Origin of the sequence: Sphingobacterium sp. UBA7855, assembly GCA_002500745.1 — a bacterium.
Classification (GTDB): domain Bacteria; phylum Bacteroidota; class Bacteroidia; order Sphingobacteriales; family Sphingobacteriaceae; genus Sphingobacterium.
Genome location: DLST01000006.1, coordinates 196540 through 221187, shown reverse-complemented (window position 1 = coordinate 221187; position 24648 = coordinate 196540). Strand labels below are relative to the sequence as shown.

The following is a 24648-nucleotide window of genomic DNA, read 5'->3' as shown; positions in this document are numbered from 1 at the left end:
TCCGCTACCAAATTCAGGTTCTAGCGCCTTGGCTGATACTTTGTAAGATATTTTCCATAATCAGCCTTATCCTTTCCTTGCTGCTCTTCTTCAAAGATACGCTTGCCGATATGCCAGTACATCAACGTACGCTGATGGTCGACAGCACGAATGGCATTGTCTTTGGACTGGGAAGTAATCGCTTTTATATCGGATACTAAAGTTTGATCTATTCTAAACAGATCAAACTTTAGTATCCGATTTTAAGTCCGCTCCTTTCACAATCATCGATCGTAAAGACCAAACTTATTTATTTAAATATTCCAGTGCTTTTTCCAATACTTCATCTCTGCCCTGCTGGACACCTTTAATACTTGGCTTAATAATCTGGTCTATTTTAATGCCGACACGCTGGGTTTCACGCTGATCAGGGTAATATACACCCAGTCCCGAAAGCATTGTCCTTTGATTACCTGGCAAATCAATATAACTGACATTGCCATCTGCTCCGGCTGTCTGTGATCCGAAAACCTTAACATGAGAAGCTGCCTGATAAGCCATCACATGATATTCCGCAGAACTCTGCGTATCTTCATTGACCAGAATAGCTACTTTACCCCGATAACAATCATTGGTATTCTCCCCAACTTGTAATGGGCTGCTCATTACAAAAGTTCCAGGATATTGAAGACTCGTACTGGTAAAACGAACGAAATCAGTAGGCTTGGTCAACAACAAGGGTGTAAGCTTGAACACTAAAAAATCACCGGGATAATTGCGGTCATCAATCACAATACCTTTTACCTTACTCCAGTTTACCCTATTATCTGTAATCATTTTACCACGCAATAAACTATGATTAATATATAGAATATTATTATCCAGCATCTTAAAAGCTACAGTATCTTTTGGCGCAGGTTTAATTTGGCTAGAAGGTAGCGCAGCAATATCTACGTTAATCGGCCGGCCATCACGCACTATTTCACAGGGTACAAGCTCACTATTGCTTGTCACAAGCTTTCGCGCAAGGTCACGGTTGGCCACCGCTTCATTCGGTGTACTCATATAAGCCCATAGCGAATCTCTAATTTCTTCAATCTTTTTATGTTCTTTACTGATGAGCACATCTCCTATCCTAAATTTATCTCCAGATTTTTCACTATCGAAAACTTTCGTTACCACAGCTTTTCCTTCTATCATTCGGATCTCCACCGGCATACGGTAATTGCCATAATAATTTATCAGCCCTTTCGGCATGCTCCAAAGTCCGGTATGTGCATCTTTTACCTGGGCTATCATCTTGAGAAGTGAAAGTCCATAAGAACGATCATCCCGACTAAGAATCATTTCGGGCACAGCGGCTTTTAAAACCGCTTCCCATTTCGGATCCGTCAGGTGTTTATAAGGAGAAAAATACTCGATCATATTCCAAAAGCGAAAAAGCGTCAATAAACGAAATCCTACGTCCGCTGAAAATACATTTTCGTATTTTTTTTCATTCTTAAAAAGGACATTGCCTATACCATTAGCAAAATCAAAATAATGATGCTGATCAAAACTACTGTAACGAATACGCTTCAGTTTATCTTTAAGATCATCATTAAATGGAAGCTCATCGATCCAGCTGTAATCTACCTCATGAACCACATTTTCAAGCTGTGGCTTGGCATAGTTGGCCGTGGCACCGAGACTGTCTAACAGCGCAGCATAATGTGCCTCAACAGATTTATTATCTTTTGCCATAATAACAGCATTTATAGACTTAAATAACTGTTGATCCCAATCATACTTCCCTTGCGCCACAGCGGGATGTCTATATTTCAGGAAACCCCATATTCTCCCCAGATCCACCAAGCGTCGATCAATCTTGGGCGTACTATTAAAGTCAGATATCCCCGAACTTGCAGGTTCACTGATTCCTTTCGCAAATGGCACAAACATTCCCGCTTCCTTCGTAATATCCTTACCATCTACAGTGATGAGCACATCATCAACCCACATCTTACCCTCTCCAGAAAGAAAAAATGCAATGGATATCCCTTCCGTCTGGTTTGGAACCAATTTAGTTTTCAGCTTAATATTTTCCCAGTTTTTGGTCCCATTCATTTGGCGGTTAGCCATATTGTCGAAAAAGACTTTGGGATCGATCTGTAACATCATCGACACATAAGACCCCGCGATGATATTCTCACGTTTGATCATCGCAGACACTTCAATGGAATCGCCCTTTAAATTTGATGGTAACCACATCATAATTCCCCCGAAAGCGCTGTTCTTTTTTATACTTTCAATCCGGAGCGCCCCTTTTCCACGATAATATATATTTTGGTCTATACTACTTTTAAAAACCGTCGTATCGCCTATCTTGAACCATGGAGCAGTAATCGGTTGATCAAATGAAAAGTTAAAATTTTGTTGACTAAAGACAGGAGTGGCTACTGCTGTTAGAAAAACAATAAGGAAAATAAATAGGTTGTTAGATTTCATAATTGAAAATTTTCCTTAAATTAATCAATTAATGAATTGTTAACAAAACCTTTCTAACTTTTGCACGACACTATTTTTCTATTTTCCTTGCGACATTTTAAATTTTCAGTTCGTAATGTATTTTGCATCATGTTTTACCATAAAGGGGAAAAACATGATGCGCTCTTCGCTACCCGTTCAACATCTTTACAGCGAGTATATGTTTACATAGCCCCCTCTTTGCCTGATGATTAGTAAACCAATTGCAGGTACACTGGGACTTATCGCCCTGTATAATGACGGTATGCTGCACACCGGATCCATCCACTCTCGCCTCGGTATAATCCGTTGTATTCTTGACAAATTGTACACCTGCTGTCGCCACAAGTTTTTTCGCATTTTTTAACCGCGGATTCAAGGCTAAAATACGTTCCATCTTAAAAGGTAATCGTCTATAATAATGCTGATGGCTATGTAGATCATAACCCAGCAACCCGATGGAAGATAATGACGCCGAGAGCGTATCCATCGTATCGAAGTCGACATCATGCTCGATGGAAAGCATTGTTGGGTCGAATAGCTCGTTGGATTTAAGTAATCCGTTCACGGCGTGGACCCATTCATCAGGAACGGCCTTAACTATATTTTCCAACACATTACCTTCCCCCGAGAATCCGCGATAGCTATCCGGTGACAAAGCAAGAGTCAGTCTCATCTTACCAAAGTCGGCCACAAAAGCCGCGCTCTCACCTCCTTTTTCCTGATAAACAAGTAACCTGTCGGCATAGGTCACCAACCCCTCCAATAAACGCAATCGCTGAATGCCACCAATACGTACCGCACTGCCTGTACTTATGGGTGAAAATACAAATCGGTTAGCTCTTTTCGTCAAATAGAACTCTCCTTTCACATTCCCTTTGGGAATGCCCTGAAATAATTGGATCAGCTGAATTTTATTTAGTTCAAACTGAAGCTCCATACCCGCCAGATATAATTGAACGGAAGTCAGTCCTTTGATCCAGCGTGGTGGCAATGTTACTTTCTTCTCCGTCACTTTGGCCTTATCAGTACGAATAGAAACCTCGTTGCTTCCTACTCCCAACACCATCTTTTCGGTCTTCTTGACAGCGTTTAACGCATTGAGCATCGGTTCATTGAAATCTACATTGGTTGTACCACTGGTAATAAATTCGCCATCAATAGCATCTTCCAATAAATCTAAACGTGCATAAACACCGTTGCAGGAAGAAAAGCCCTCAAAACGAATCTGGTTAGTACCAGCTGAAACGATCGGATCTCGCAAACTTGGAGGTACGGGTCCAAAACTGGATCGCACTACTTTCGACAAGGTCAACAAACATTTGGAAGTGAGCAAAGGATCTGTCAAACTCCCCCAGAAGAAACAAGGTACATTGGCGACTTCCGCCAATTCGGACTGATGAGCTAATACCAATTGCTGAATACCCGATTGGTGGGTCAGTTGTGAATTTCTTGCATAGTGAATCGCTATATCTTGCTCTGCCATATTGTTATTTTCTTATTTTTTTCAAAATGGGTTGTAAACTCTTGTATATTTCCAGCTTCCCAAAAACCTCTTGCAGTTCAGCTGAAAAACTGTATTGTTCCTTATTCATCAAATCGTAATAGTATTCGACGAGCTTTTTAAAATTCGTGGGCATCTTTTCGGCAATATGATAATGAATAAAAGCGATCTCCAGCAACTGCAATAAAGCATTGTTATGCTTCGAAGATATATCGCGACATTGCTCCAGAACTTCCACGCATCGCCCAATCGGCCCATAGCCGTTACCGAGCATCAGTCCAAGTTGCACACCTAACTCCCCGGTGTCCAATCTATTTTCGTTAATTGCAGCCAAAATGACTTCAACCGCCATCGCACGCACTTCCTTCTCTTTATTGAAAAACGAGGTTGCCAGGTACAGATTAGACTGTTGATCAAAGCGGAAAAAATCGTACAACATTTCCTGCAGATAAGCTGCCGAAGATTTTCCGCCAATATCACTTTTACCATTCAATCCCACAGTTAAAAACATGGAAAGACTTTCTGTATTCTGCGGCATTAAGCTATGCATAAAAGGGACATCCGCCCTATACAAATAATAAGCCAACAGCGTATCATTGCCACGATTAAAAAGATCTTTATGATACAAAAAAGTCTCAGCTCCCTGTTTAAAAGACGGAAAATGATACGTCAGCTTATCACCATTGTATACCTTTTCCGATTTTTTAGTCGTATAATTGTAACCGTTATAATACGTTGGTTCTATCTGCAATACCGGACGAAATGGCTCCGCAGCAAAGGGGATATCTGCCAAAGGCTCTTTGGTAAATTGTTCAAAATAAGTATCGCGATGATGCGTGCGGGCCACGGTTGCCCATACACCAATCCAGTTTGCCTGATCGGAATCTTTAAAAGACAATAAATTTTTCAGCCAGGATTGTTGCTGAAGTTTCATCGAATCCAGACCTAGGGCATAACTGATCACATCTTGAAGTTGCTGTTCCTTAATTTGCTTTATCAGGACTTCGATACCCTCTAAATCTTCACGAACTGTACGGCTTAGCGCAATGGATAAGTCCAATAAATTAATTTTCACTTCTGCTTCCTGATAAGCCAAAATGCGCTGCACGAGAATGGTGGGTGCAATCCAAAACGGCTTATGCGTCGGCAGACTCAGCAGTGGTAAGCGAATACCATCAATCCGATAGCGTTGCAGTAGCTCTAATTGGCTACCCATCAGATTCACCCATTTGGAGTAATTGTGGTAACGATCTTTATCCTTATATACTTCAGTCGGCTTATAATACATGTTTATAAAGGCGCCTGAGAAATGGTTGTACCAAGATGATTCACGATAAGATCCTGTTAGCTGCTTAATGTAAGGCTCGAGTTGTATTTGATAGTCGGGGGGAAAAACGGCAGTCTGTTGCACCCAGGCATTCATTAGTATCTCCACCTGAATAGGATCCGAACCTCCGATAACCTCTCCCACCTTGAAAAACAATTCGTTCCAGGTCTGCGGATATTCATAAGCTTCTTGCAGGCAACGAAATTCTGTCGGTTGATAGACATATCGTTCGGCGGAACGGCCGCTCAGCTCAGCCAAGATTTCAGCTTCTGAATAACCCTTTTGTTGAAAAAGATGCTTTAGGTCAACCGCTATTGTTCCCATCATTTGCGTTTGATATAATTGAAGCTTGTCAGATAACGCTTCCAAAGGATCATGCTGATTTTTTAAGATAAACTTACTTGCCCTTTCCTGTAACTGTAGGTCCGAAATCATAAATAAATCTGCAGCCAGTAAAACAAATCGCTCCCGCAACGCTGGCTTTTGCTTCAATAGCTTATCAAATTGAATCAAAAGGGTCTTCAGGCTTGACTTAACATCGCTCCGCATAAAGATACTTTCTGCCCAATCCAAAAACTCTTGTAAATGAAAATCCTTATCCGAGAGGAATGGCTTCAGATAATCAACTACAAAATTGATCACGGCGCTAGATTCAGCATGCAATAAGGGAAAGAATTTTTGCTGGTATGCGATGACTTTATCTTCAGAAAGCTTCATCCGTTCAATAAGCTTTCTGAAATAGCTTTTTAGATTAATATTCCAGTTTTTTGTTTGAGCTTCAAGCGCTCCGGTGATGACGAGTTCTGGATCAATTTTCCCATTGGCCAATAGTGTATCGAACACCTTATCCCATAAGAGTTCATTGACGGCATGATGATAATCATAATTCCAATAGGCATTTTGGATCCCTGTCTCGTACGCAAACACTAGTGGAATATCTCTTTGGATTGTCAATTCATCGGTTGTGAGTTGTTCAAAAAAACTTTTTGATTCATAATTATTAAAACCAGAAATGGAGCTTGCATAGAGCTCTGGCTCAAAATCGATATGTCCCATTTGCTCTAGTAAGCGAAGATTATCATACGTAATGCGTTGCCAATCATTTTTACGAACTAACTGCAATAAATAGCTGCCCAACCAATTGGGTTTGGCATAGCTTAGGATTTGCATCACGTCATGGCTCTTCGCTTGATTCAAAAGCTCATGAAAAATATCCCAGCTACCCGCATCTGAGCCGGAAAATGTGGCCAGAGCCAGCAACTTCACCGTTCGTTGCTGTGCCTTCGTACCTCGTATACCCCAGTTGTATTGGGCCTTATTTTTAAATTCAGGATCTTTGGAGAGGTCACTATAATCAACCCAGTAGCGCTTGGCAGCACGAATTTCTTTTTTTAAAACTTCTAGGTTGCCATTAGCGTATTCTTCTAAAAATGGGATGATGTTTTCAATCCTTGCCTCTTTGATAAGCAATTTCAGCGCCTCTACCGCTTCTTCTTTCCGTCGGCTAGCAACGGTAACCGGTCGAACAGCTGATTTTTTTTTAACGCGATCGACTCCCACAGTACCGTCCTCAGAATAGCCTTTTTTTATCTTCTCAGCAATTTGTTTTTCGGCATCCTTTAGACAGGCTTCTTCCGAGTCGAATGTTTTACTTTTACTTTGTCCAGCCGTTCCGTTTCGACCATAGGTTACAGTATGTGTTGCGCCAGTTGTTTGAATTTCCCAAAATTTATCTGATGTGCCGTCTATATACTTTAAATGCTTTAACATTATTTCTAGCTATAATATCAATTAATTCCCTTTCTGCTTAAATATAACGAAAGTAGCATAAAAAAAAGTATATGATACGGTCAATGACTAGCTATTCAATTCATAAGGATTAATTAAAACGCTATAAAATAACGAGAACTATATTAAAAAACCGCTATTTCTTCTAACAACTGCTGCCAGTCAAAACCAAATGGCATCGCAATCAACTTCCCTCCCGGAGTTAAAATATACTTGCTCGGATAACCCTGTACATTAAAATCTCGCTCCACTCGATTGTCCGACATCAGTACGGGTAGCGTATAATTGTTTTTGACAATAAAATTTTTCACTTTATCTTTTGTATCACTACACGCAATACTGACAAAACCAATTCTTTGCGACCTTTCTTTATCTATCTTGAGCTGCTCATAAAAATTATTAAGCTTTGGCATTTCTGCAACACATGGCCCGCACCAGGTACCCCAAAAATCCACCAAGGTCCATTTACCTTTCAAATCGTCCTTTGTTGTTTGACCATTCTGCAAGTTGCTCAAGATAAAATTGGGGGCATCGGGTAACTGCGAAACAACTTTTTGCATAAAAAATTCGCTAAACTTCTGATCTGAATAGTAATGTTGATAAAAATTACGTAAGCCCTTGTAGCTTGTTCCCTGCATGGTCAGAAACTCCCTAATGTATTTTTGTAAGGCTACATCTTTCTGTCCCGTCGAAGCCAGTTCGGTCAGATAATCTTCCGAATAGTTGTTTTTAGCCTTTAAAAAGTTCGTGTCGTAATAGGAATCATAGGCAATTTCAGCATCTTTTTTTGGAGAATATAAGGCAGCTTTTTCCAAATAAGCCAAGGCCTCTCTTCTATCATTTTTATGAATTAATTGGTAAGCAAAATAATAGGCCGTGGCAAGATGCGCTCGTGTTACATCTTTACGTTCAGTCTGATCGGTATTGTAAAGTGTTGTCAATTTTGTTATGATGTCGTTTAACATGTGCATACCGTATTGCGCGTCAATAGTGCTCACGCGTTTAAAGGCCATTAAAGCATACCGCCCCGCATTTCCATTGGTCCAATAATCAGCGTTCAGCCCCATCAGCTCATTAAATAGGTTCCGAGATTGTGGTAGATCGTTGACCAACTCGTCGATCCGTCGCCACAATACCATAGGATAGATGTATTGTTTTTCAACTTCAGAAAAGCCATTCAATAATAGTTCGATCTGTTCACCAGCAGATAGGTATTCCTTCGAACGCGCATACCCCTGGTATAAACTATTCTGTATCCAGTTATATTTCTTTTCCATGTCCAGCAAAGGAATTAAGGCCATAAATTTATCCTTCGATAGCTCGCCTCTATAAAGCAAATTGGAGAGATGATGTGTTCCCGCTAACAAATTTACTGGTGTATTTTTCAAAGTTGAGTTGTATTGCTTATCGTCTTTAATCTGCTGAAGTAGATTTAACTTTTTCTGCACAAAAAACCTATCATTAGGAAAAATAGCATCATATTTCTTGATGTACGCCATTGCTTTCACACTATCGATTGCGCCATCGGTCAATAATTTTTTGCTCACAAAACTGCTTGATAACAGCATTTCGGCATATCTTTCATCATAAGTATGCTGCATAACGGTGTCCAATTGCTGTATACTTGTTGTACTTAAGACAGGACGATTATCAAATGTATAAGTATGTCGTTGGGTTAGGCTGGTAAGTTTGCAGCCTTTCCTGTCAATCACAAGCTCCCCTTCCAACTGTTGAGACGTATCTCTGAAGGCTAAATATACTTTCTGCTTATCGCTTTTTGTCATGCTATACCGTTTACTGTCGACCAATTGTGGCTCAACTTGGAGTCTTTTTAAAAAATCTTTGTTTATATAGGCATGATTTAGCTCTCGGCTTAACGCCGCCGCCACTCCAGTCATATTGTTAGCTACCATCGCTACGACGTCATCTGTTAGCTCCCAATGCTGGGCTTTCACCCCAATCTCCCTCTTGAGCGATGTCGTATCGACAATCGTCTCCTTTCCTTGAAAATTAAAATAAATAGGTTGTTGCAATTGCACCAAAATATCAGCTAATGCACTCGAATTTAAAATATTAAAATTGCTGTCTGGGCATAAACTGGAAAAGATAAATTGTCTGTCCGGACCTGTAAACATAATGGCTTTCGTGTTTATCTCCAGCGGGAAAACCTTCTTCGACACTGTCTTATTGGAAGACACTGTCACATAAGTTGATTTGGAATTTGCTAGCTTATTTCCGAGGAAAAGCTCTTGTTTTATAAGATAACTTTCATTTTTTTGGCCGAAACACACAGCGTTCACCAAAACAAAAAATAACAATATACTCCTCATTGACAATAGTTTATATGGTTAGCGTCAAAAATAGTAAATTTAACTGAACACTAGATTATTTAAGTGAAAAACACAAATGGTCTGACTTTCTTTGATTACTCCATTATCTTGTTGCCGTAAAACTAGCTGAGTACCATCTAGCAGTGTCGGTGTATCGGAAACTTTAAACATTTCCAAAAGAAAATTAAAATACCTAAAATTGCAGTCTTAATGCAAAGAAATCGAATAAAGCTTGTTGATCCCTGCCGACGTTCCAGACGATCTTGACACTAGGAGAATAAATTTAGCGTGGGTTACTGTAGACTTGTATAAAATAAAAAAATGAAAAAGATTATATTTTTTCTATTAATGATACCTTTTTGGGCAGCTGCTCAAGAGCAAAATATCCAAAACTTTATCGTCAAAGAGAATCTTTCAAAAAACGGAAAGTTAGCTGTTATTGCATTGGATTCCTTGGGAAATACCAACGAGACCATCAGTGGCAATTACTTATTTACGATCAATGGTTTCTCTCAGCCTTTACAGTTTCACGACGGTGTTGCTGTCCCAAATCAAAAGATTGAGTCATCAACATTCGTTTTCTTTAGCCATAAAAATCAGCAAACATCTAAAGGACGACTCTTTTACATCTACAAGAGTGATAGTGGTCTTTCTCCATTTGCCATCAGTGGATTGATGTTTTTGATTATTCCTGCTATTGTATTAGGAATCGCTTATATGTTTAAAAAAGTGATTATGACAGCCATTGCGCTGGCCATTGTTTTCTTTTTATTCAATCATTCCCAGGGGTTAGACTTAAGCAAAATTTTTGAATCCATTTTTTCAAGTCTCAAAAATCTTATCGGCTAGCGCCTAGACCTACCTAGATTCGTATCAATGAAAGCAAGTCAAAATAAATGAAGGCTGCTTTAAAACGGCATACCGATACCAAAATTATATTGAATAAAATTGTATCTGTCTGGTTTGTGGGTTTCATAGTACTGTGCCTTAAATTCTTTGGAATCAAAAAAGTGCTTAATAACCCATTGATCTGCACCTGAAAACTGGGGATCTTTAAGTTTAAGTCCTGCATCCAGACGGATCACAAAATATTCTGAATCGAAACGAAGTCCAAAACCGGTACCAATCGCGACTTGCCCAAGAAATTTATTGATTTTAAACTCTCCTCCAGGGTTCAATTCTTCATCTTTCTTCAGACGCCAAACATTCCCCATATCTACGAATGTCGCTCCGTTCATTTTGGCTCCCAAAAAATTATTGAGCAACCGGAAACGATATTCTGCGTTCGCTTCCAATTTAATTTCGCCGAGTTGATCCAGATTACGGAGATTTAAACGCAAGTCTTCACTTAAACTCTGACGGTTGTAAGCACCCGGTCCCAACGTACGTGCCTGCCATGCACGGATACCGTTCATTCCGCCACTATAGAAACTCTTCTCAAAAATCAGCAATTTGGAGTTGTTACCGTATGGAATCGCTATCCCTGGATTAAAACGAAAGACAAACTGTCTATTTCCTCCAAGATTTCGATATAAACGATAATCGAGTTCAGTTTTGGCATACTGGAGAAAAGGCACACCAAAGATCTTTTTCTCTCCGTCGGCATTCTTGGGCAATTTTGCCAAAGAACTAATAAGATCCAGAAAGTTTCCACTAACATCCAATGTCCCTCTGAAATATTGAAAATCTTCCCTGCTATTCAACTTTTTTCCATTCAACACAAAGGTGTACTGGGTCCCCAAACCGAAATATTGGCGGTCGTTGCTCCGCACATACAGCTGATAGCCTTCTTGCACGAGCTTGTTCCGAAAATTGGAATCTAGGCGTCCATCCCGATATTCCAATACGATGGGTGTGAAGCTGTGGTATTTATTCTCCGTTTCATACCAGGAATAATTTAAGGACGTAATAAAATATCGGTTTGAATAGGTTTTATCCTGATCAAATAATTGCAATGTCATGGAATAGGTCGTTTTAGGCAAGCCAAATTTCCCTCCCGGATTTATACGAAAAGGGACCATCAAACGAGGAATAACCAAGTTGACTCCTGCCTGAAAATCGTTGTTAAAGATCTTACTGGAAAGCCCCCCTGCCAATCGCGGGTCAAATAAAACGCCATAGCGCAATTTAACTTCCAATTGCTCTGATCCTCCAAAAATATTACGTTGGGAAAAGGTATTTCCGATATTGAACCCACTCATGCCCGAACTAAAAGTATACTCACCTTCTATCTGGTTTCCCATGCGAGGTCTTGGAACGAAATCATAATGCACATTAAGCTTGTTGGAATCTTTCTTGACAAACTGTATTTTGACAGAACGAAATCCATTCATCTCATACAATCGGTCATAGGATTTATTTTCCTCTTGTAACGAATAATAATTCCCAGACCGCAAATACATATAACGCTCTAACGGTTTCCAACGAAAGCTATTCGTTTCATCGACAAACAGGAGTCGTTTCGCTGAATCTTGAATGCGACGCGGTGCCTTCTTCGACATTGCACCATAATTCCTTATGGTCATATAAACACTGTCAATCTGATACTTTTTATGTATCGTAGAATCCGACGGATTTTCGACATTGATTTTAAGGTCGATCAAATTACCCGCTATAGCCGAATCAATACCTGCACGCATATATTGCCGCAAATAATCATAATATCCGTTGTTCCGCATCGAAACATAAAGTTTCTCTCTTTCATCGATTAATTTTGCTGCATCATATTGCGTCTTTGGCTTGACAGCAGTCTTTGGTAGCACCTCACGTTCAAAGATGTCTTTTATATCCGCTTCTTCAAAGGTACGATCTACACTTCTAATTTGATATGGAGCACCAGCATCAACTTTGAAATCTATATGCGCGCGCTTCTTCAAAACGGCAATTTCGGGTGTTACTTTGGCTTTAAAATAACCTTTCGAAAACAAAAATCGCCGGATTTGATTAGCGGACAAATCGACCATTGCCGAATCTAATAAATGAGGTGGCTCACCGACATTCCGAATTTTCTTAGTTTTATAGCGGCCGTTTGTAGTATTGAACGTATTGTAAATAAAGAGATTTACCCTTGAATTAGGTCGTATTTGATTGGAAATATACGTTTCGGATGATTCTTTCAATGCAGGGTTGACACCAGAAATCTGTACTTTTGTCACCAAAGCTTGGTCATCGTCAAGGTATTTTGAAGACCGGCAGGATGCAAAAAGTGACACTAAAAAGGTTATACTTGCAAATCCGATAAAACGAGGGTAATTAATCATCAATAAAAATGTTGTCAAAAGCGCAAATCAGTCTAATAACGTCTCTACAAAATAAAAAGTTTAGAAAACAGCACGGCCTTTTTATCGTGGAGGGTATAAAGTCCGTCATGGAATTTATTTCTTCTCGCTATCAGGTTGAGTCCATTTTCTATACGGGCGACGCCAGCACAAAAGTGGGTAAAATCTCGCATAATATAAAATGCCACGAACTGACGGAGACTGAATTTCAAAAGATTAGTGCGTTGAAATCGCCGCAGGGAATTCTCGCATTGGTCAAACTACCATCACAACAAACGATTGTATCGGACAACTTAAAAAATAAATTTAGTCTTGTGCTCGATGATGTGCAGGATCCGGGCAATTTAGGCACGATTATCCGCACCGCGGAGTGGTTTGGAATCGAACATATTATCTGTTCCATTGGAACTGTAGACGCCTACAACCCTAAAGTAGTACAGGCAACTATGGGCTCACTGGCCAGACTTCAGATCTATTATACTGATTTAGCGGAATTTATACAGTCAAGCAACTTGAAAGTGTATGGTGCACTACTGCATGGCCAATCCATTTATCAAACCCAATGGACCGATGAGGGCCTGATTGTCATGGGCAACGAGGGAAACGGTATTAGTGAAGAACTAACAGCGTTGATCGATCAAGCCATTACTATTCCCCGCATAGGGCAGGCAGAGTCTTTAAATGTTGCTGTAGCAACAACGATCTTCTGTAGCGAAATTTCTAGACAAAAATTGGTTTAAAAATCCATTCATCGCTGCAAAAACTGTACATTTGTCCCATTCCCTTGAAGGATGGATAATCGCCAACTTCCATTGTCCTTTTTTGAATATGCACACAAGATAAAATTCCACCATGCCAGCTGAACAGAAATCCATCTATACGTTACAATTTATTTTACTCTGCTTAAGCTCGCTCTTATTCTCTTCGAGTTTCAATATGATTATCCCCGAGCTTCCGAATTACCTGAGCAGCTTGGGCGGAGCAGAGTACAAAGGTTTAATCATTGCTTTGTTTACATTGACCGCAGGAATTTCGCGGCCTTTCAGTGGAAAATTGACCGACCGATGGGGGCGGGTGCCGGTCATGGCCATTGGATCCATCGTTTGTTTTATCTGTGGATTTCTCTACCCGATCTTGACGTCCGTCGCGGGTTTTTTATTCCTACGATTGATACACGGCTTTTCTACGGGTTTTAAACCGACTTCAACTTCGGCTTATGTGGCTGATTTAGTACCCCAAAAACGATGGGGTGAGGCATTGGGTATGCATGGACTTGCTTTTAGCATCGGTACAGCTGTTGGCCCAGCGATTGGTAGCGCAATCTTTGAAGCCTTTGGGATCAATATCATGTTTTACTGTTCATCTCTCATGGCACTTCTCTCGATTATTATCGTCATTAATATGAAGGAGACACTGGCAAAAAAACAGAAATTTAATCTTTCGATGCTCAAAATAAACCGCAAGGATATCATCGAATGGCGTGCCCTACCCGCTGGAATCGTCACCTTTTTATCCTATACGGCTTATGGAGTTATTCTAACCTTAATTCCTGACTGGAGTGAATATTTAGGAATTAAAAACAAAGGTCTATTTTTCCTGGCCTTTACGATTGCATCAGTACTGATACGTTTTGTATCCGGTAAAGTCTCGGACCGTTACGGAAGACCAAAAGTTATTGTTGTTGGATTAATCATTATTGCCATTGCACTTGTTGCTATCGGAATGGGCAATAGCTTCGTTGGAATGATGATCGGTGCAAGCATCTATGGTGCAGGCACGGGCATACTCTCACCTGCTGTCAATGCTTGGACAATTGACCTCAGCTTACCCGAGCATCGCGGCAAGGCCGTAGCAACCATGTATATCTCGCTCGAAGCGGGAATTGGCCTTGGCGCACTACTTGCTGGCCTATACTATAGCGATGTTATTCTACGGATTCCCGTCATTATGTATGGCAATGCATTGGTTCTACTGCTTGCACTGGCCTATATGCTGAGCTGGCAACGAAGGCACCAAGCCAACTAGCCTTTAAAGTTCCCGAAAATGCATGTGAGGCAAAAGTCATTTCCGCTATCATCAGTTTCACAATGGACAGCGTCAAAGATCAATAAATTGCATGGCACACAGGAGTGCCGATAAGAACATCTCGGATCGAATACTTGCCGTTATATGCTAAACAATTGTATTGGATATAAAAGGTAATTTATCTAAGTTTGATTTATCATGGTAAGCAGTTATTTAAAGCTCCAATACAAATTACTCGTTCGTCATATCAAAGCTACAGGACTACCTGTTCCGATCGCCTATCTCCTATTGTTTGGGTTATGCTATTTGATTTATTATGCTTTGTTTCAATACCCTAATTTTGGCTATTACGCCCTGATACTGGGCAATTTTCAACTACTTTTTCTACTCACTGAAAAAAATAGAAACGATTTTCTCAAAAATACATTCAGCAGAAGAGATTTTTATAAAATCAGACTCTGGGAGAATGCCTTGGTCGTTATCCCTTCGTTTGTCATTCTTCTCCTTCATAGTCATTGGCCATATGCACTGTTTTTGATTGTATTAGCTGTACTTTTTTCATTTTTGACATTTAAGGCTTTTGGCAAGTCCATTCCGACACCATTCGCAAAAAAACCATTCGAATTTATTATCGGATTCCGTCGAAGTTACCTTCTTTTAATCGTTTTATATCTATTGGCTGGCATAGGTTTTTATGCTGCCAATCCCAATCTTGTCTTATTTTGTGTCGCGTGCATCGGGATCACTTGCGTTTTATTTTATCAGTTACCGGAGCCAATTTTTTACCTTTGGAATCACAATAATACACCAAGTGGCTTTCTTATGCGAAAATTTCGTCGGGGAATTTTGCAATGCCTTCTATTTGCATTTCCTCTCCTCCTTATTTACGTCTTTTTCTTTCCAGCAGCGTTATTCAATGCCTGCATTGTGCTGGGAGGTATATTTTTTCTGCTTCCTTTTGCAATTACATTAAAATACGTCGCTTACCCAAGAGAAATCAATTTCCCGGAAGGCTTTGCATTAATACTTTGTTTTAGCTTTTATCCATTGATACTTGCGCTATTGCCTTTTTATTACATTAAAGCCATCAACAACCTTAAAAATCATTTATGATCGAGCTTACGAACCTCAGTAAATCTTTTGGACAACATCAGGTACTCCACGAGATCTCTTATACCTTTAGCGGTGGAAAGGTATATGGCATCGTTGGCGAAAATGGTGCAGGAAAAACAACCCTGTTTCGTTGTCTTGCAGGACTTGAAATGCACTCAGGCACTATAACATCCGCTGTGCAACCGTTAAAGAATCATTTAGGCTACTTAACCTCGGACCCTTACTTCATGTCGAAGCTAACAGGTGAAGAGTATATCTATCTGCTGACAGATGCGCGTGGAAAGAAGATCAAAAATCTTAGTGAAAGAAATATTTTCGAATTGCCACTGAAGGAATATGCGAGCTCTTATTCCACAGGGATGAAAAAAAAACTTGCGCTGACGGCGACGTTGCTGCAGGACAATAATTACTATATCCTAGACGAACCTTTTAATGGCATCGATCTACAAAGCAGCATTATTCTTACGGAGATTATTCTCCGCCTAAAAGCAATGGGAAAGATCATATTGATTTCGTCCCATATCTTTTCCACCTTAAAAGATACCTGCGATGAAATCTTGGTACTCGAAGCTGGTAACATCAGTAAATCCGTCGAAAGAGATCAGTTTGGAGACTTTGAGGAGGAAATGAAAGAAAAAATACTGAAGAAAGATATCGATAAGCTTTGGCTATAACGACGAATCAGGTCATTCAACATGAATAAAAAAGCTATGGAAAAATACCTACCAATACTTGAAACCGAACGTTTAATTATCCGCCCGATACAGCTGGATGATGCTGCTTATTTTTTCGCAATGGATTCACAGCCGGAGGTGCATACTTTTCTGAAAAACGAACCTGTACAATCCATTGAAGAAATTAAAAAAGTGATCATCTATATTCAGCAACAATATGAGCAATACGGTATAGGTCGTCTAGGGGTCGTTGAGAAATCAAGCAACCAATGGATAGGCTGGACGGGATTTAAATATATGGACGAATTGGAAAATGGGCGGATTGGATTTCTAGATCTCGGTTATCGCTTCAGAACAGAATCCTGGGGCAAAGGCTATGCGACTGAAGCGGCGCTAGCCTGTATGCACTATTATCGAGAACAGCTCACCCATTTTGATGTACATGCCATCACACATATCCAAAACAAGGGGTCGCGAAATGTGTTGGAGAAAAGCGGTTTTCAGGTAACAGAGCAATTTCATCTCGATATATGGAATATCCCCTGTTATTGGTATGATTTGGTACACGATACGTTATAAAACTAATTATATTAGTTTTAAAAGCTAATTTTTTTAACTTTTCATAGTTTCGCTGTGATAAAACAAAATGGTTTTGTATTTTTACGCGTTCGAATAAAATAATATTTCGAAGATTTCTGTATTGTACAATTTAATCTATTGCTGAGTAAATGAGTGACGAAACAAACTTCCCAAAGGAAGATAATCAAGACGACCTGGGATCAGGAAAAACAGAAAGCGGAAGTCAGACGATACCTTTATCGGGTCTCTACGAAAACTGGTTTTTGGACTATGCCTCCTATGTTATCTTGGACAGAGCCGTACCCCATATTAATGACGGTTTAAAACCCGTACAACGTCGTATCCTCCATTCCCTAAAGGAAATGGATGATGGGAGATATAATAAAGCTGCTAACGTCATCGGTAATACGATGAAATACCACCCTCATGGTGACGCTTCTATTGGCGATGCCATGGTACAATTGGGACAAAAAGACCTTTTGATCGACTGTCAGGGGAACTGGGGTTTCCCAATTACCGGCGATTCTGCTGCTGCTCCTCGTTACATCGAGGGAAGATTATCCAAATTCGCCAATGAGGTGGTTTTTAATCCCGAAACAACAGAGTGGCAATTGAGTTACGATGGCCGTAATCGCGAACCAGTTACCTTACCGGTAAAATTCCCACTTTTATTGGCTCAAGGAGCGGAAGGGATTGCAGTAGGACTGGCGACGAAAATCATGCCGCACAATTTTATTGAGCTTATTGACGGATCAATTCAGGTATTAAACGGTGAACGTCCAAATATATTTCCAGACTTTCCTACGGGTGGTATGGCCGACGTCTCCAATTATAATGAAGGTCAACGTGGCGGAAAAATCCGTGTACGGGCAAAGATTGAGGAACGCGACAAAAAGACGCTCGCCATTACAGAAATTCCCTTCGGAACCACCACCGGCGGTCTTATTGAAAGTGTTGTTACAGCCAACGATAAAGGGAAGATTAAGATTAAAAAAATAGAGGACAATACCGCAGGAAATGTTGAGATCATTGTGCATTTAGCGCCCGGAATATCTCCGGATGTAACGATCGATGCCCTGTATGCCTTTACAGCCTGTGAGGTCTCCATATCACCAAATACCTGTGTGATCAAGGATGAAAAACCTCATTTTATGAGTGTCAATGATATTCTCATCGAGAATACCATAAACACTAAAAACCTATTGAAAAGAGAATTGGAGATTCGTTTGAACGATCTTCAAGAGAAAATATTCTTCAGTAGTCTATTAAAAATATTTATCCAGGAAGGGATGTACAAACATCCGGATTACGAAAATGCAGGTGACTTCGATACCGTTGTGCAAGTTCTAAATCGCTTGTTTGAACCATTCTTTGATCAATTTTATCGTGAGATTCGCCCCGAAGATTACAAGAAATTGATCGATAAACCCATGAGCAGCATTACACGTTTCGATGTTAAAAAATCGGACGAAATGATGAAGACACTGGAAAATGAGATCAAAGAAGTCAAACGGCATTTACGTCAACTGACAGAATATGCCATTGCATGGTTTGAAAAGTTACGTGAAAAATATAGTAAAGACCGTGAACGCAAAACCGAACTGCGCATATTCGACAAAGTTGAAGCTACCCAAGTTGCCTTGGCAAATACCAAACTATATGTCAATCGTGAAGAAGGATTTATTGGATCGGGCATGAAGAAAGACGAGTTTGTATGCGATTGTTCTGATATAGACGACATTATTGTATTCCGTGAGGACGGAAAATACGTTGTCAGTAAAATCCAGGACAAAGTATTTGTCGGAAAGGGAATTATCCACGTTGCTGTGTTCAAAAAAGGTGACGAACGGACCATCTATAACGCGATCTATAAAGAAGGTGAAACAGGTACCAGTTTTATTAAACGCTTCGCTGTGGTGGGCGTCACGCGGGATAAGGAATATGATGTATCCAAAGGTTCCAAAGGATCTAAAATCCTCTATTTCACAGCCAATCCGAACGGTGAAGCTGAAGTAGTCAACATACAGCTTAAACCGCACACCAAATTGCGCAAGTTAAATTTTGATATGGACTTCGCTGAAATAGCGATCAAAGGCCGTGCTTCGCAAGGAAATATCGTATCCAAATACCCTGTTAAAAAAATCAGCTTTAAAAGCTCCGGTGTATCCACATTGGCCGGACGAAAAATATGGTACGACACCATTATGAAACGGCTAAATGCTGATGAACGCGGTCAGTATTTGGGTGAGTTCGATGGCGATGATAAAATATTAATAGTACTCTCGGACGGTAGCTACGAATTATCAAACTTTGATTTGAGCAACCACTTTGATGAGAAAATGATCCGCATCGAAAAATATTATCCAGACCACATCTATACTGTAATCCATCAAGATGGAAAAAGCGGAACCTATTTTGTCAAACGTTTTAAATTTGACGATCAGCCTATTGGAAAGCGCATTTCCTTTATCAATGAAGACGCAGGTTCGAAATTGATATTAATGAGTAATGCGACCGAACCCATCGTCAAATTGGATATTTTAAAAGGCAAATCCCAAACGGAAGAAACGCTTGATCAACCTTTGACTGAAATCATCGATGTAAAAGGAATAAAAGCGCAAGGAAATCGTCTGTCGTTTCATACCGTAAAATCAGTTGTCCTATTGACTGCTGATGAAGATTTAAGTCAAAAAGACAAAGTAACGGCGACTTCTGAAAATACTAGCACTACAGCGCAAACAACGGAAGCTGCTGTAGAAAAAACAGCTTCCACAACAGCTACTCCTCAGAAAGGGAATGAGCCCGCAAACGAAAATGATGATATCACCTTGGAAATAACCAATCCAAATGATATCCAAATCGACGATAAAGGACAGATGGAAATGTTCTAAATCATATACTGTACATAAAAAAGGCTCGAAGTTCAGTTCGAGCCTTTTCTATGCTTGTCAATTTTCTATCCATCAATTCGATTGTGCATTGGTGGCATATCTAAAACACCTACTATACACCTTTGTCGGCACTTTAAAAGTGACGAGACTTTGCTGTGGTCTTTTTATGCTTTAAATTCTTTAAAGAATTTTTGAAGTTTAGGCGCAATGACAACCGAACAGAAGGGATTTTCAGGATGGGTGTTGAAATAGTTGTGATGATAGTTCTCGGCAAGCCAAAATGTTGAAGCGGGCTCAACTGCAGTAACAATGGGATCTTCATATACGTCTTCATGGTCCAACTCATCAATGAAATTCTTTGCTAATATCTCCTGTTCTTCGTTATGATAAAATACAACTGATCGATACTGTGTACCCACATCATTACCCTGACGGTTTAATGTCGTTGGATTATGTGTTTTAAAGAAGATTTTCAACAGATCCTCATAATTAACCAATTCCTCATCATATTCAAGTTCAACAACCTCCACATGATCCGTAGTACCGGTACAAACCTGCTCATAAGTGGGGTTATCTATGTGTCCGCCCATATATCCCGGCAAAACTGATGTCACCCCTTCCGTGTTTTGGAAAATAACTTCTGTACACCAAAAACATCCTCCTCCAAATGTCGCTTTCATACTTTTTATATTATTGTATATTTTAATTTAATTATTCAAACAGCCTCAATGCCGGTGCTGCAATGTCCTCTCCTACTATCGCTGCTAAAAAGAATTTTACGCTATATGATTTCAGAAAATGAAGGTGTCATCACCAGCCACGCCTCATCTTAATAATAATGCTTCCCCTTGATGAGTAAATCTTGCTGTTCACTGTCGCAAACGGCATAGGAAAAACCTTGTTGTAAAGCATATGCACCATATTCACCGTTTTTATTGATGGCTAAGAATCCAACTTGGATTTCTTTGGCAATTCCAGGCTTTTTCTTCACGATACGCATAACAGCTTCCTTGCAGGCATCTTCAGGCGTATATCCCTGGCGCATCAACTCGACAACCAAAAAACTACCGACATTGCGTATAACTTCTTCCCCCACTCCGGTAGATGTGGCTCCGCCAACTTCATTATCGACATAGAGTCCAGCACCAATAATAGGACTATCTCCCACGCGTCCGTGCATCTTGAACGCCATGCCACTTGTGGTACAAGCACCAGAGATATTCCCGTTCGCATCCAATGCCAACATCCCGATCGTATCGTGGTTATATTGGTTTCCAGGCAAACGTTCCGCTGCAAAAGACTGGTTTTCGATATTGGCTACTGGCTTGTACTTCTTCTCCTTTAACCACTCTTTCCAGGCCTTTTCACCTTCTGGAGTCAATAGATTTTCTTCTTTAAAACCATTTTCCAAAGCAAATTGCAATGCCCCCTCACCAACAAGCATCACATGCGGTGTTTTTTCCATAACCAAGCGTGCGACAGATATTGGATGTCCAATTTTTTCCATTCCGGCAACAGCGCCACAATTTCCGTCCGAATCCATGATGCAGGCATCGAGTGTGACATGCCCATCGCGATCGGGATAGCCCCCCTTACCAACTGTCATATTTTTCAGGTCGGCTTCGGGCACACGGACGCCTTGTTCGACGGCATCTAATGCTTTCCCTCCCGTTGACAATATTTTCCAGGCGGCTTTATTTGCCGCAATGCCAAAATCCCACGTGGAAATAACGATAGGATATTTTTTCAAACTGCCCTTTGCTGCACTCGTGAATCCTTTTGCGTCAAATGCTGTCAAGGCCCCCATTGTCGTAGCAGCCATCAAACCTTGCTTAATAAAATTACGTCTTGAACTCATTTTCTTATTCATCTTTTATATAAAATCTTGGTTTAACCTTGCGGCAAAACAATTGCTTAAAGCTGATTTAGCCTCCCAAATACAACAAATTCCCCATGGACTGCATCTGACCACATATGATTTCCTTGCATTATACTCCGTCCAAAATAGCCTCAACACACTTAATCGACTTTCGCCGCGGAAAAGGGTTTCGCATTTTAAAGACATCAAACCAATCTAGAAGCGATGACTTTACAATCAATAAGCAATATTACAAAATGGTTTTAGCAATTAGATGATTTTATTAAAATTAAACCCACTCATTCGTTTTTTAGCAACATATTATCAAGATCACTCAAAAATCGACAATAAAAATTGCCTTATATTACGAATTAATCCTATCTTTAAAAACAAACTAATTCGCATGAAAAACACCCTAAAATTCACTATTTTAGCTTATGCATCCCTTGTTGGCATTGGCAGCAGCGCTGCGCAGCAGCTCGATTCCACTACGTATTTCAAGGTCAAAGAGTTGCAAGAAAACGTAAAAAGTCAATTTGCTCCTGACAAAAGAACCAAAATCGTAGCCATTCAAAAAGCGGATGTCGTACAAAATCAATATGTGATTGAAACAACTGAGAAAGATGCTCAATTCGTTTTGGAACAAAAAGCAAAAGAAATAGCGGCTAATATTCAAGTACAGCTTCTTCCTGACGCCACCGTAGGCGAAAAAACTACTGGAGTGATCCGGCTATCTGTTGCGAATATGCGGACATTCCCAGATAATGCGGCGGAGTTAACGAGCCAGGTGTTATTAGGCACACAGGTGGATCTTCTGCAGAAAAAAAGTGGCGACTATCGTGTCCGCACACCCGACGGTTATATTGCATGGGTACCGGCCTCGTCCATTGAAGCGATGGACAAACTTGCATTGGACAATTGGCGGCAAGCAGAAAAAGTTATCTATACAGCAGAATTCGGCAAATCATATTCCGAACCAAATGAAAAGAGTCAGCGCGTTTCTGACCTGGTGTATGGTGACATCCTACAATTCAAAGGGCAGAAAGGTAATTTCTATCAGATCGCCTATCCCGATGGACGTTTGGGCTATATTAAAAAGTCAGAAAGCCTGAATCTAAAAGATTGGTTTGAAACACGCAATCCAACAGCAGAAAATATTATCGCCAGTGCGAAAAGCATGTTGGGTCTTCCCTATTTATGGGGTGGAACATCAGTAAAAGGTGTCGATTGCAGTGGTTTTACCAAAACAAGCTTCTTTATGAACGGCTTTGTGATACCGAGAGATGCATCGCAACAAGTACTCGCCGGAGAAAAAATTGATATTTTGGATGAAGAAGGTCATTTTGACCCTGAGAAAGCACTTAAAAACTTAAAACCGGCCGACTTATTGTTTTTTGCTGCAGGCAAAAATAACAATCCGAATGCTCGTGTCACACATGTAGCCCTTTATATAGGTAATGGCACTTTTATTCACGCAGCAGGTTTGGTTCGGATCAATAGTATGCTCAAGGACGCCACCAACTACGATGATTTCCAGACCCGTACTGTAGTTGCTGCACGCCGTTACCTCGGCACGAAGGATAGCGCTATACAAAAAATCGCTGAAAGCAATTATTACAACAACAAATAAGATAACGATGAGCAACCAATCTCAATGGATCAATAAAGATTTTGGAGCCTTTAAATTAAGATTCCGCCCGTACACACTGACGCTGAACCATGTCTTTACGGTCGCTTCTTTCAGCAGAAGCACAACACCCGTTGTATTGACCGAGCTAGAGTATGATGGGATCGTAGGTTATGGTGAGGCAAGTATGCCCCCTTATCTGGGCGAATCGCAAGAAAGTGTCCTATCGTTCCTCAATCAAATCGATCTGACAGGATTCAACTCTCCTTTTCAAACGGAGGATATTTTACATTATATCGATCAGATTGCGTTGAAAAATACAGCTGCAAAAGCCGCAATTGATATCGCCCTGCATGATGTTCTTGGAAAAATTATGAACCAACCTTATTATAAGATATGGGGACTAAATCCGGATCTTATTCCGCCGACATCGTATACAATAGGCATTGATTCCGAAGAAATGATACGCAAAAAAGTCGCCGAAGCTGATCAGTTTAAAATGTTAAAAGTAAAGCTTGGGCTGGATACTGATAAAATGATTATTGATACCATCCGGCAGGTAACAGACCGCCCGCTATGCGCGGACGTCAATCAAGGTTGGAAAACGCGCGAAGAAGCTTTGGAGATGGCGCACTGGCTTGCTGAAAGAAAAGTTTCTTTCTTGGAGCAGCCGATGCCCAAAGAGCAAATAGATGACAATGCCTGGTTAACCGAAAACAGCCCTATACCAACTATTGCCGACGAAGGATGTCAACGACTTGTAGACATTCCTGCATTAAAGGGCGTGTATTCAGGAATTAATATCAAATTGATGAAATGTACAGGTATGCGGGAGGCCAAACGTATGGCCGAGCTCGCCCGTTCGCTGGAAATGAAAGTGATGATCGGCTGTATGACCGAGACCTCCTGTGCCATCAGCGCCGCGGCACAACTTGCCCCCCTATCGGACTGGGCAGACTTAGACGGCGCATTATTGATTGGAAATGATGTTTACGACGGCATGACCGTTGTAGACGGCAACTGCATTCTTCCGGACCGTCCTGGGATTGGAATTGTAAAAAAATAAGACTATATTCAGTGCAATGTTTTTTCTTAAAGAAAATATTGCACTGATTGCTATCGCAGTTTGACCAACGCTCGAAAGCACCAAAATATTAAAAACTAAACTAA

17 protein-coding genes are annotated in these 24648 nt (G+C 40.4%); 9 read left to right on the top strand and 8 right to left on the bottom strand.

The window, feature by feature from the left end; genetic code table 11:
- Positions 1-20 precede the first annotated feature (20 nt).
- From B2107_RS21835 to B2107_RS04715, 5 genes are all read right to left on the bottom strand, one after another.
- Positions 21-152 carry a hypothetical protein gene (locus B2107_RS21835; RefSeq protein WP_312378903.1) on the bottom strand — a complete coding sequence of 44 codons (132 nt, stop codon included), beginning with the start codon at positions 150-152 and terminating at the stop codon, positions 21-23.
- 133 nt (positions 153-285) lie between these two features.
- Positions 286-2466 carry a S41 family peptidase gene (locus B2107_RS04730; RefSeq protein ID WP_293953612.1) on the bottom strand — a complete coding sequence of 727 codons (2181 nt, stop codon included), beginning with the start codon at positions 2464-2466 and terminating at the stop codon, positions 286-288.
- 169 nt (positions 2467-2635) lie between these two features.
- The gene (locus tag B2107_RS04725) at positions 2636-3970 is read right to left on the bottom strand and encodes an SWIM zinc finger family protein (RefSeq protein ID WP_293953610.1); all 1335 of its coding nucleotides are present in this window, start codon (positions 3968-3970) and stop codon (positions 2636-2638) included.
- A 4-nt stretch (positions 3971-3974) separates the two neighbouring features.
- Positions 3975-7085: a DUF6493 family protein gene (locus tag B2107_RS04720; RefSeq protein WP_293953608.1), complete on the bottom strand. Its 3111-nt coding sequence runs from the start codon at positions 7083-7085 to the stop codon at positions 3975-3977.
- A 143-nt stretch (positions 7086-7228) separates the two neighbouring features.
- Positions 7229-9433, bottom strand: a complete 2205-nt coding sequence (locus B2107_RS04715) for a TlpA family protein disulfide reductase (RefSeq protein ID WP_293953606.1) — start codon at positions 9431-9433, stop codon at positions 7229-7231.
- A 321-nt stretch (positions 9434-9754) separates the two neighbouring features.
- Here B2107_RS04715 and B2107_RS04710 point away from each other — a divergent pair, with 321 nt between their 5' ends.
- Positions 9755-10282, top strand: coding sequence for a hypothetical protein (locus tag B2107_RS04710; RefSeq protein ID WP_293953604.1), 528 nt, complete (start codon positions 9755-9757; stop codon positions 10280-10282).
- Between the two features lie 59 nt (positions 10283-10341).
- Here the strand turns inward: B2107_RS04710 and B2107_RS04705 are convergent, their stop codons facing one another.
- Entirely contained in the window at positions 10342-12693 is a 2352-nt protein-coding gene (locus B2107_RS04705; protein WP_293953603.1) for a BamA/TamA family outer membrane protein, read from the bottom strand.
- An 8-nt stretch (positions 12694-12701) separates the two neighbouring features.
- Here B2107_RS04705 and B2107_RS04700 point away from each other — a divergent pair, with 8 nt between their 5' ends.
- From B2107_RS04700 to B2107_RS04675, 6 genes are all read left to right on the top strand, one after another.
- On the top strand, positions 12702-13451 hold the full coding sequence (locus tag B2107_RS04700; protein WP_293953601.1) for a TrmH family RNA methyltransferase: 750 nt from the start codon (positions 12702-12704) through the stop codon (positions 13449-13451).
- 112 nt (positions 13452-13563) lie between these two features.
- Positions 13564-14736, top strand: coding sequence for an MFS transporter (locus tag B2107_RS04695; protein WP_293953599.1), 1173 nt, complete (start codon positions 13564-13566; stop codon positions 14734-14736).
- A 198-nt stretch (positions 14737-14934) separates the two neighbouring features.
- A complete protein-coding gene (locus tag B2107_RS04690; RefSeq protein WP_293953597.1) occupies positions 14935-15849 on the top strand; it encodes a hypothetical protein in 915 nt (304 codons plus the stop codon).
- Positions 15846-16523 (top strand): ATP-binding cassette domain-containing protein, encoded by a 678-nt coding sequence (locus B2107_RS04685; RefSeq protein ID WP_293953595.1) that lies wholly within the window; start codon positions 15846-15848, stop codon positions 16521-16523. Before B2107_RS04690 ends, B2107_RS04685 begins: the two co-directional genes overlap by 4 nt.
- Positions 16524-16559: 36 nt before the next feature.
- Entirely contained in the window at positions 16560-17102 is a 543-nt protein-coding gene (locus B2107_RS04680) for a GNAT family N-acetyltransferase (RefSeq protein WP_293953594.1), read from the top strand.
- Positions 17103-17251: 149 nt separating this feature from the next.
- A complete protein-coding gene (locus B2107_RS04675; protein WP_293953592.1) occupies positions 17252-19993 on the top strand; it encodes a DNA gyrase/topoisomerase IV subunit A in 2742 nt (913 codons plus the stop codon).
- Between the two features lie 164 nt (positions 19994-20157).
- Here the strand turns inward: B2107_RS04675 and msrA are convergent, their stop codons facing one another.
- Positions 20158-20673, bottom strand: coding sequence for a peptide-methionine (S)-S-oxide reductase MsrA (msrA, locus tag B2107_RS04670; protein WP_293953590.1), 516 nt, complete (start codon positions 20671-20673; stop codon positions 20158-20160).
- Positions 20674-20822: 149 nt separating this feature from the next.
- Positions 20823-21863 carry a N(4)-(beta-N-acetylglucosaminyl)-L-asparaginase gene (locus tag B2107_RS04665; RefSeq protein ID WP_409456569.1) on the bottom strand — a complete coding sequence of 347 codons (1041 nt, stop codon included), beginning with the start codon at positions 21861-21863 and terminating at the stop codon, positions 20823-20825.
- 391 nt (positions 21864-22254) lie between these two features.
- Between B2107_RS04665 and B2107_RS04660 the strand changes: the two genes are divergently transcribed.
- Positions 22255-23481 carry an NlpC/P60 family protein gene (locus tag B2107_RS04660; RefSeq protein ID WP_293953588.1) on the top strand — a complete coding sequence of 409 codons (1227 nt, stop codon included), beginning with the start codon at positions 22255-22257 and terminating at the stop codon, positions 23479-23481.
- A gap of 7 nt (positions 23482-23488) precedes the next feature.
- Positions 23489-24544, top strand: a complete 1056-nt coding sequence (locus tag B2107_RS04655; RefSeq protein ID WP_293953586.1) for a dipeptide epimerase — start codon at positions 23489-23491, stop codon at positions 24542-24544.
- Positions 24545-24648 lie beyond the last annotated feature (104 nt).

Excerpts from the sequence above, each read along its gene's own strand:
- B2107_RS04695 (WP_293953599.1), top strand. The coding sequence starts at position 13,564 with ATGCCAGCTGAACAGAAATCCATCTATACGTTACAATTTATTTTACTC.
- B2107_RS04685 (WP_293953595.1), top strand. The coding sequence starts at position 15,846 with ATGATCGAGCTTACGAACCTCAGTAAATCTTTTGGACAACATCAGGTA.
- B2107_RS04680 (WP_293953594.1), top strand. The coding sequence starts at position 16,560 with ATGGAAAAATACCTACCAATACTTGAAACCGAACGTTTAATTATCCGC.
- B2107_RS04655 (WP_293953586.1), top strand. The coding sequence starts at position 23,489 with ATGAGCAACCAATCTCAATGGATCAATAAAGATTTTGGAGCCTTTAAA.
- B2107_RS04720 (WP_293953608.1), bottom strand. The coding sequence starts at position 7,085 with ATGTTAAAGCATTTAAAGTATATAGACGGCACATCAGATAAATTTTGG.
- B2107_RS04700 (WP_293953601.1), top strand. The coding sequence starts at position 12,702 with ATGTTGTCAAAAGCGCAAATCAGTCTAATAACGTCTCTACAAAATAAA.
- msrA (WP_293953590.1), bottom strand. The coding sequence starts at position 20,673 with ATGAAAGCGACATTTGGAGGAGGATGTTTTTGGTGTACAGAAGTTATT.
- B2107_RS04730 (WP_293953612.1), bottom strand. The coding sequence starts at position 2,466 with ATGAAATCTAACAACCTATTTATTTTCCTTATTGTTTTTCTAACAGCA.
- B2107_RS04715 (WP_293953606.1), bottom strand. The coding sequence starts at position 9,433 with ATGAGGAGTATATTGTTATTTTTTGTTTTGGTGAACGCTGTGTGTTTC.
- B2107_RS04705 (WP_293953603.1), bottom strand. The coding sequence starts at position 12,693 with ATGATTAATTACCCTCGTTTTATCGGATTTGCAAGTATAACCTTTTTA.
- B2107_RS04665 (WP_409456569.1), bottom strand. The coding sequence starts at position 21,863 with ATGAATAAGAAAATGAGTTCAAGACGTAATTTTATTAAGCAAGGTTTG.
- B2107_RS04725 (WP_293953610.1), bottom strand. The coding sequence starts at position 3,970 with ATGGCAGAGCAAGATATAGCGATTCACTATGCAAGAAATTCACAACTG.
- B2107_RS04660 (WP_293953588.1), top strand. The coding sequence starts at position 22,255 with ATGAAAAACACCCTAAAATTCACTATTTTAGCTTATGCATCCCTTGTT.
- B2107_RS04710 (WP_293953604.1), top strand. The coding sequence starts at position 9,755 with ATGAAAAAGATTATATTTTTTCTATTAATGATACCTTTTTGGGCAGCT.
- B2107_RS04690 (WP_293953597.1), top strand. The coding sequence starts at position 14,935 with ATGGTAAGCAGTTATTTAAAGCTCCAATACAAATTACTCGTTCGTCAT.
- B2107_RS04675 (WP_293953592.1), top strand. The coding sequence starts at position 17,252 with ATGAGTGACGAAACAAACTTCCCAAAGGAAGATAATCAAGACGACCTG.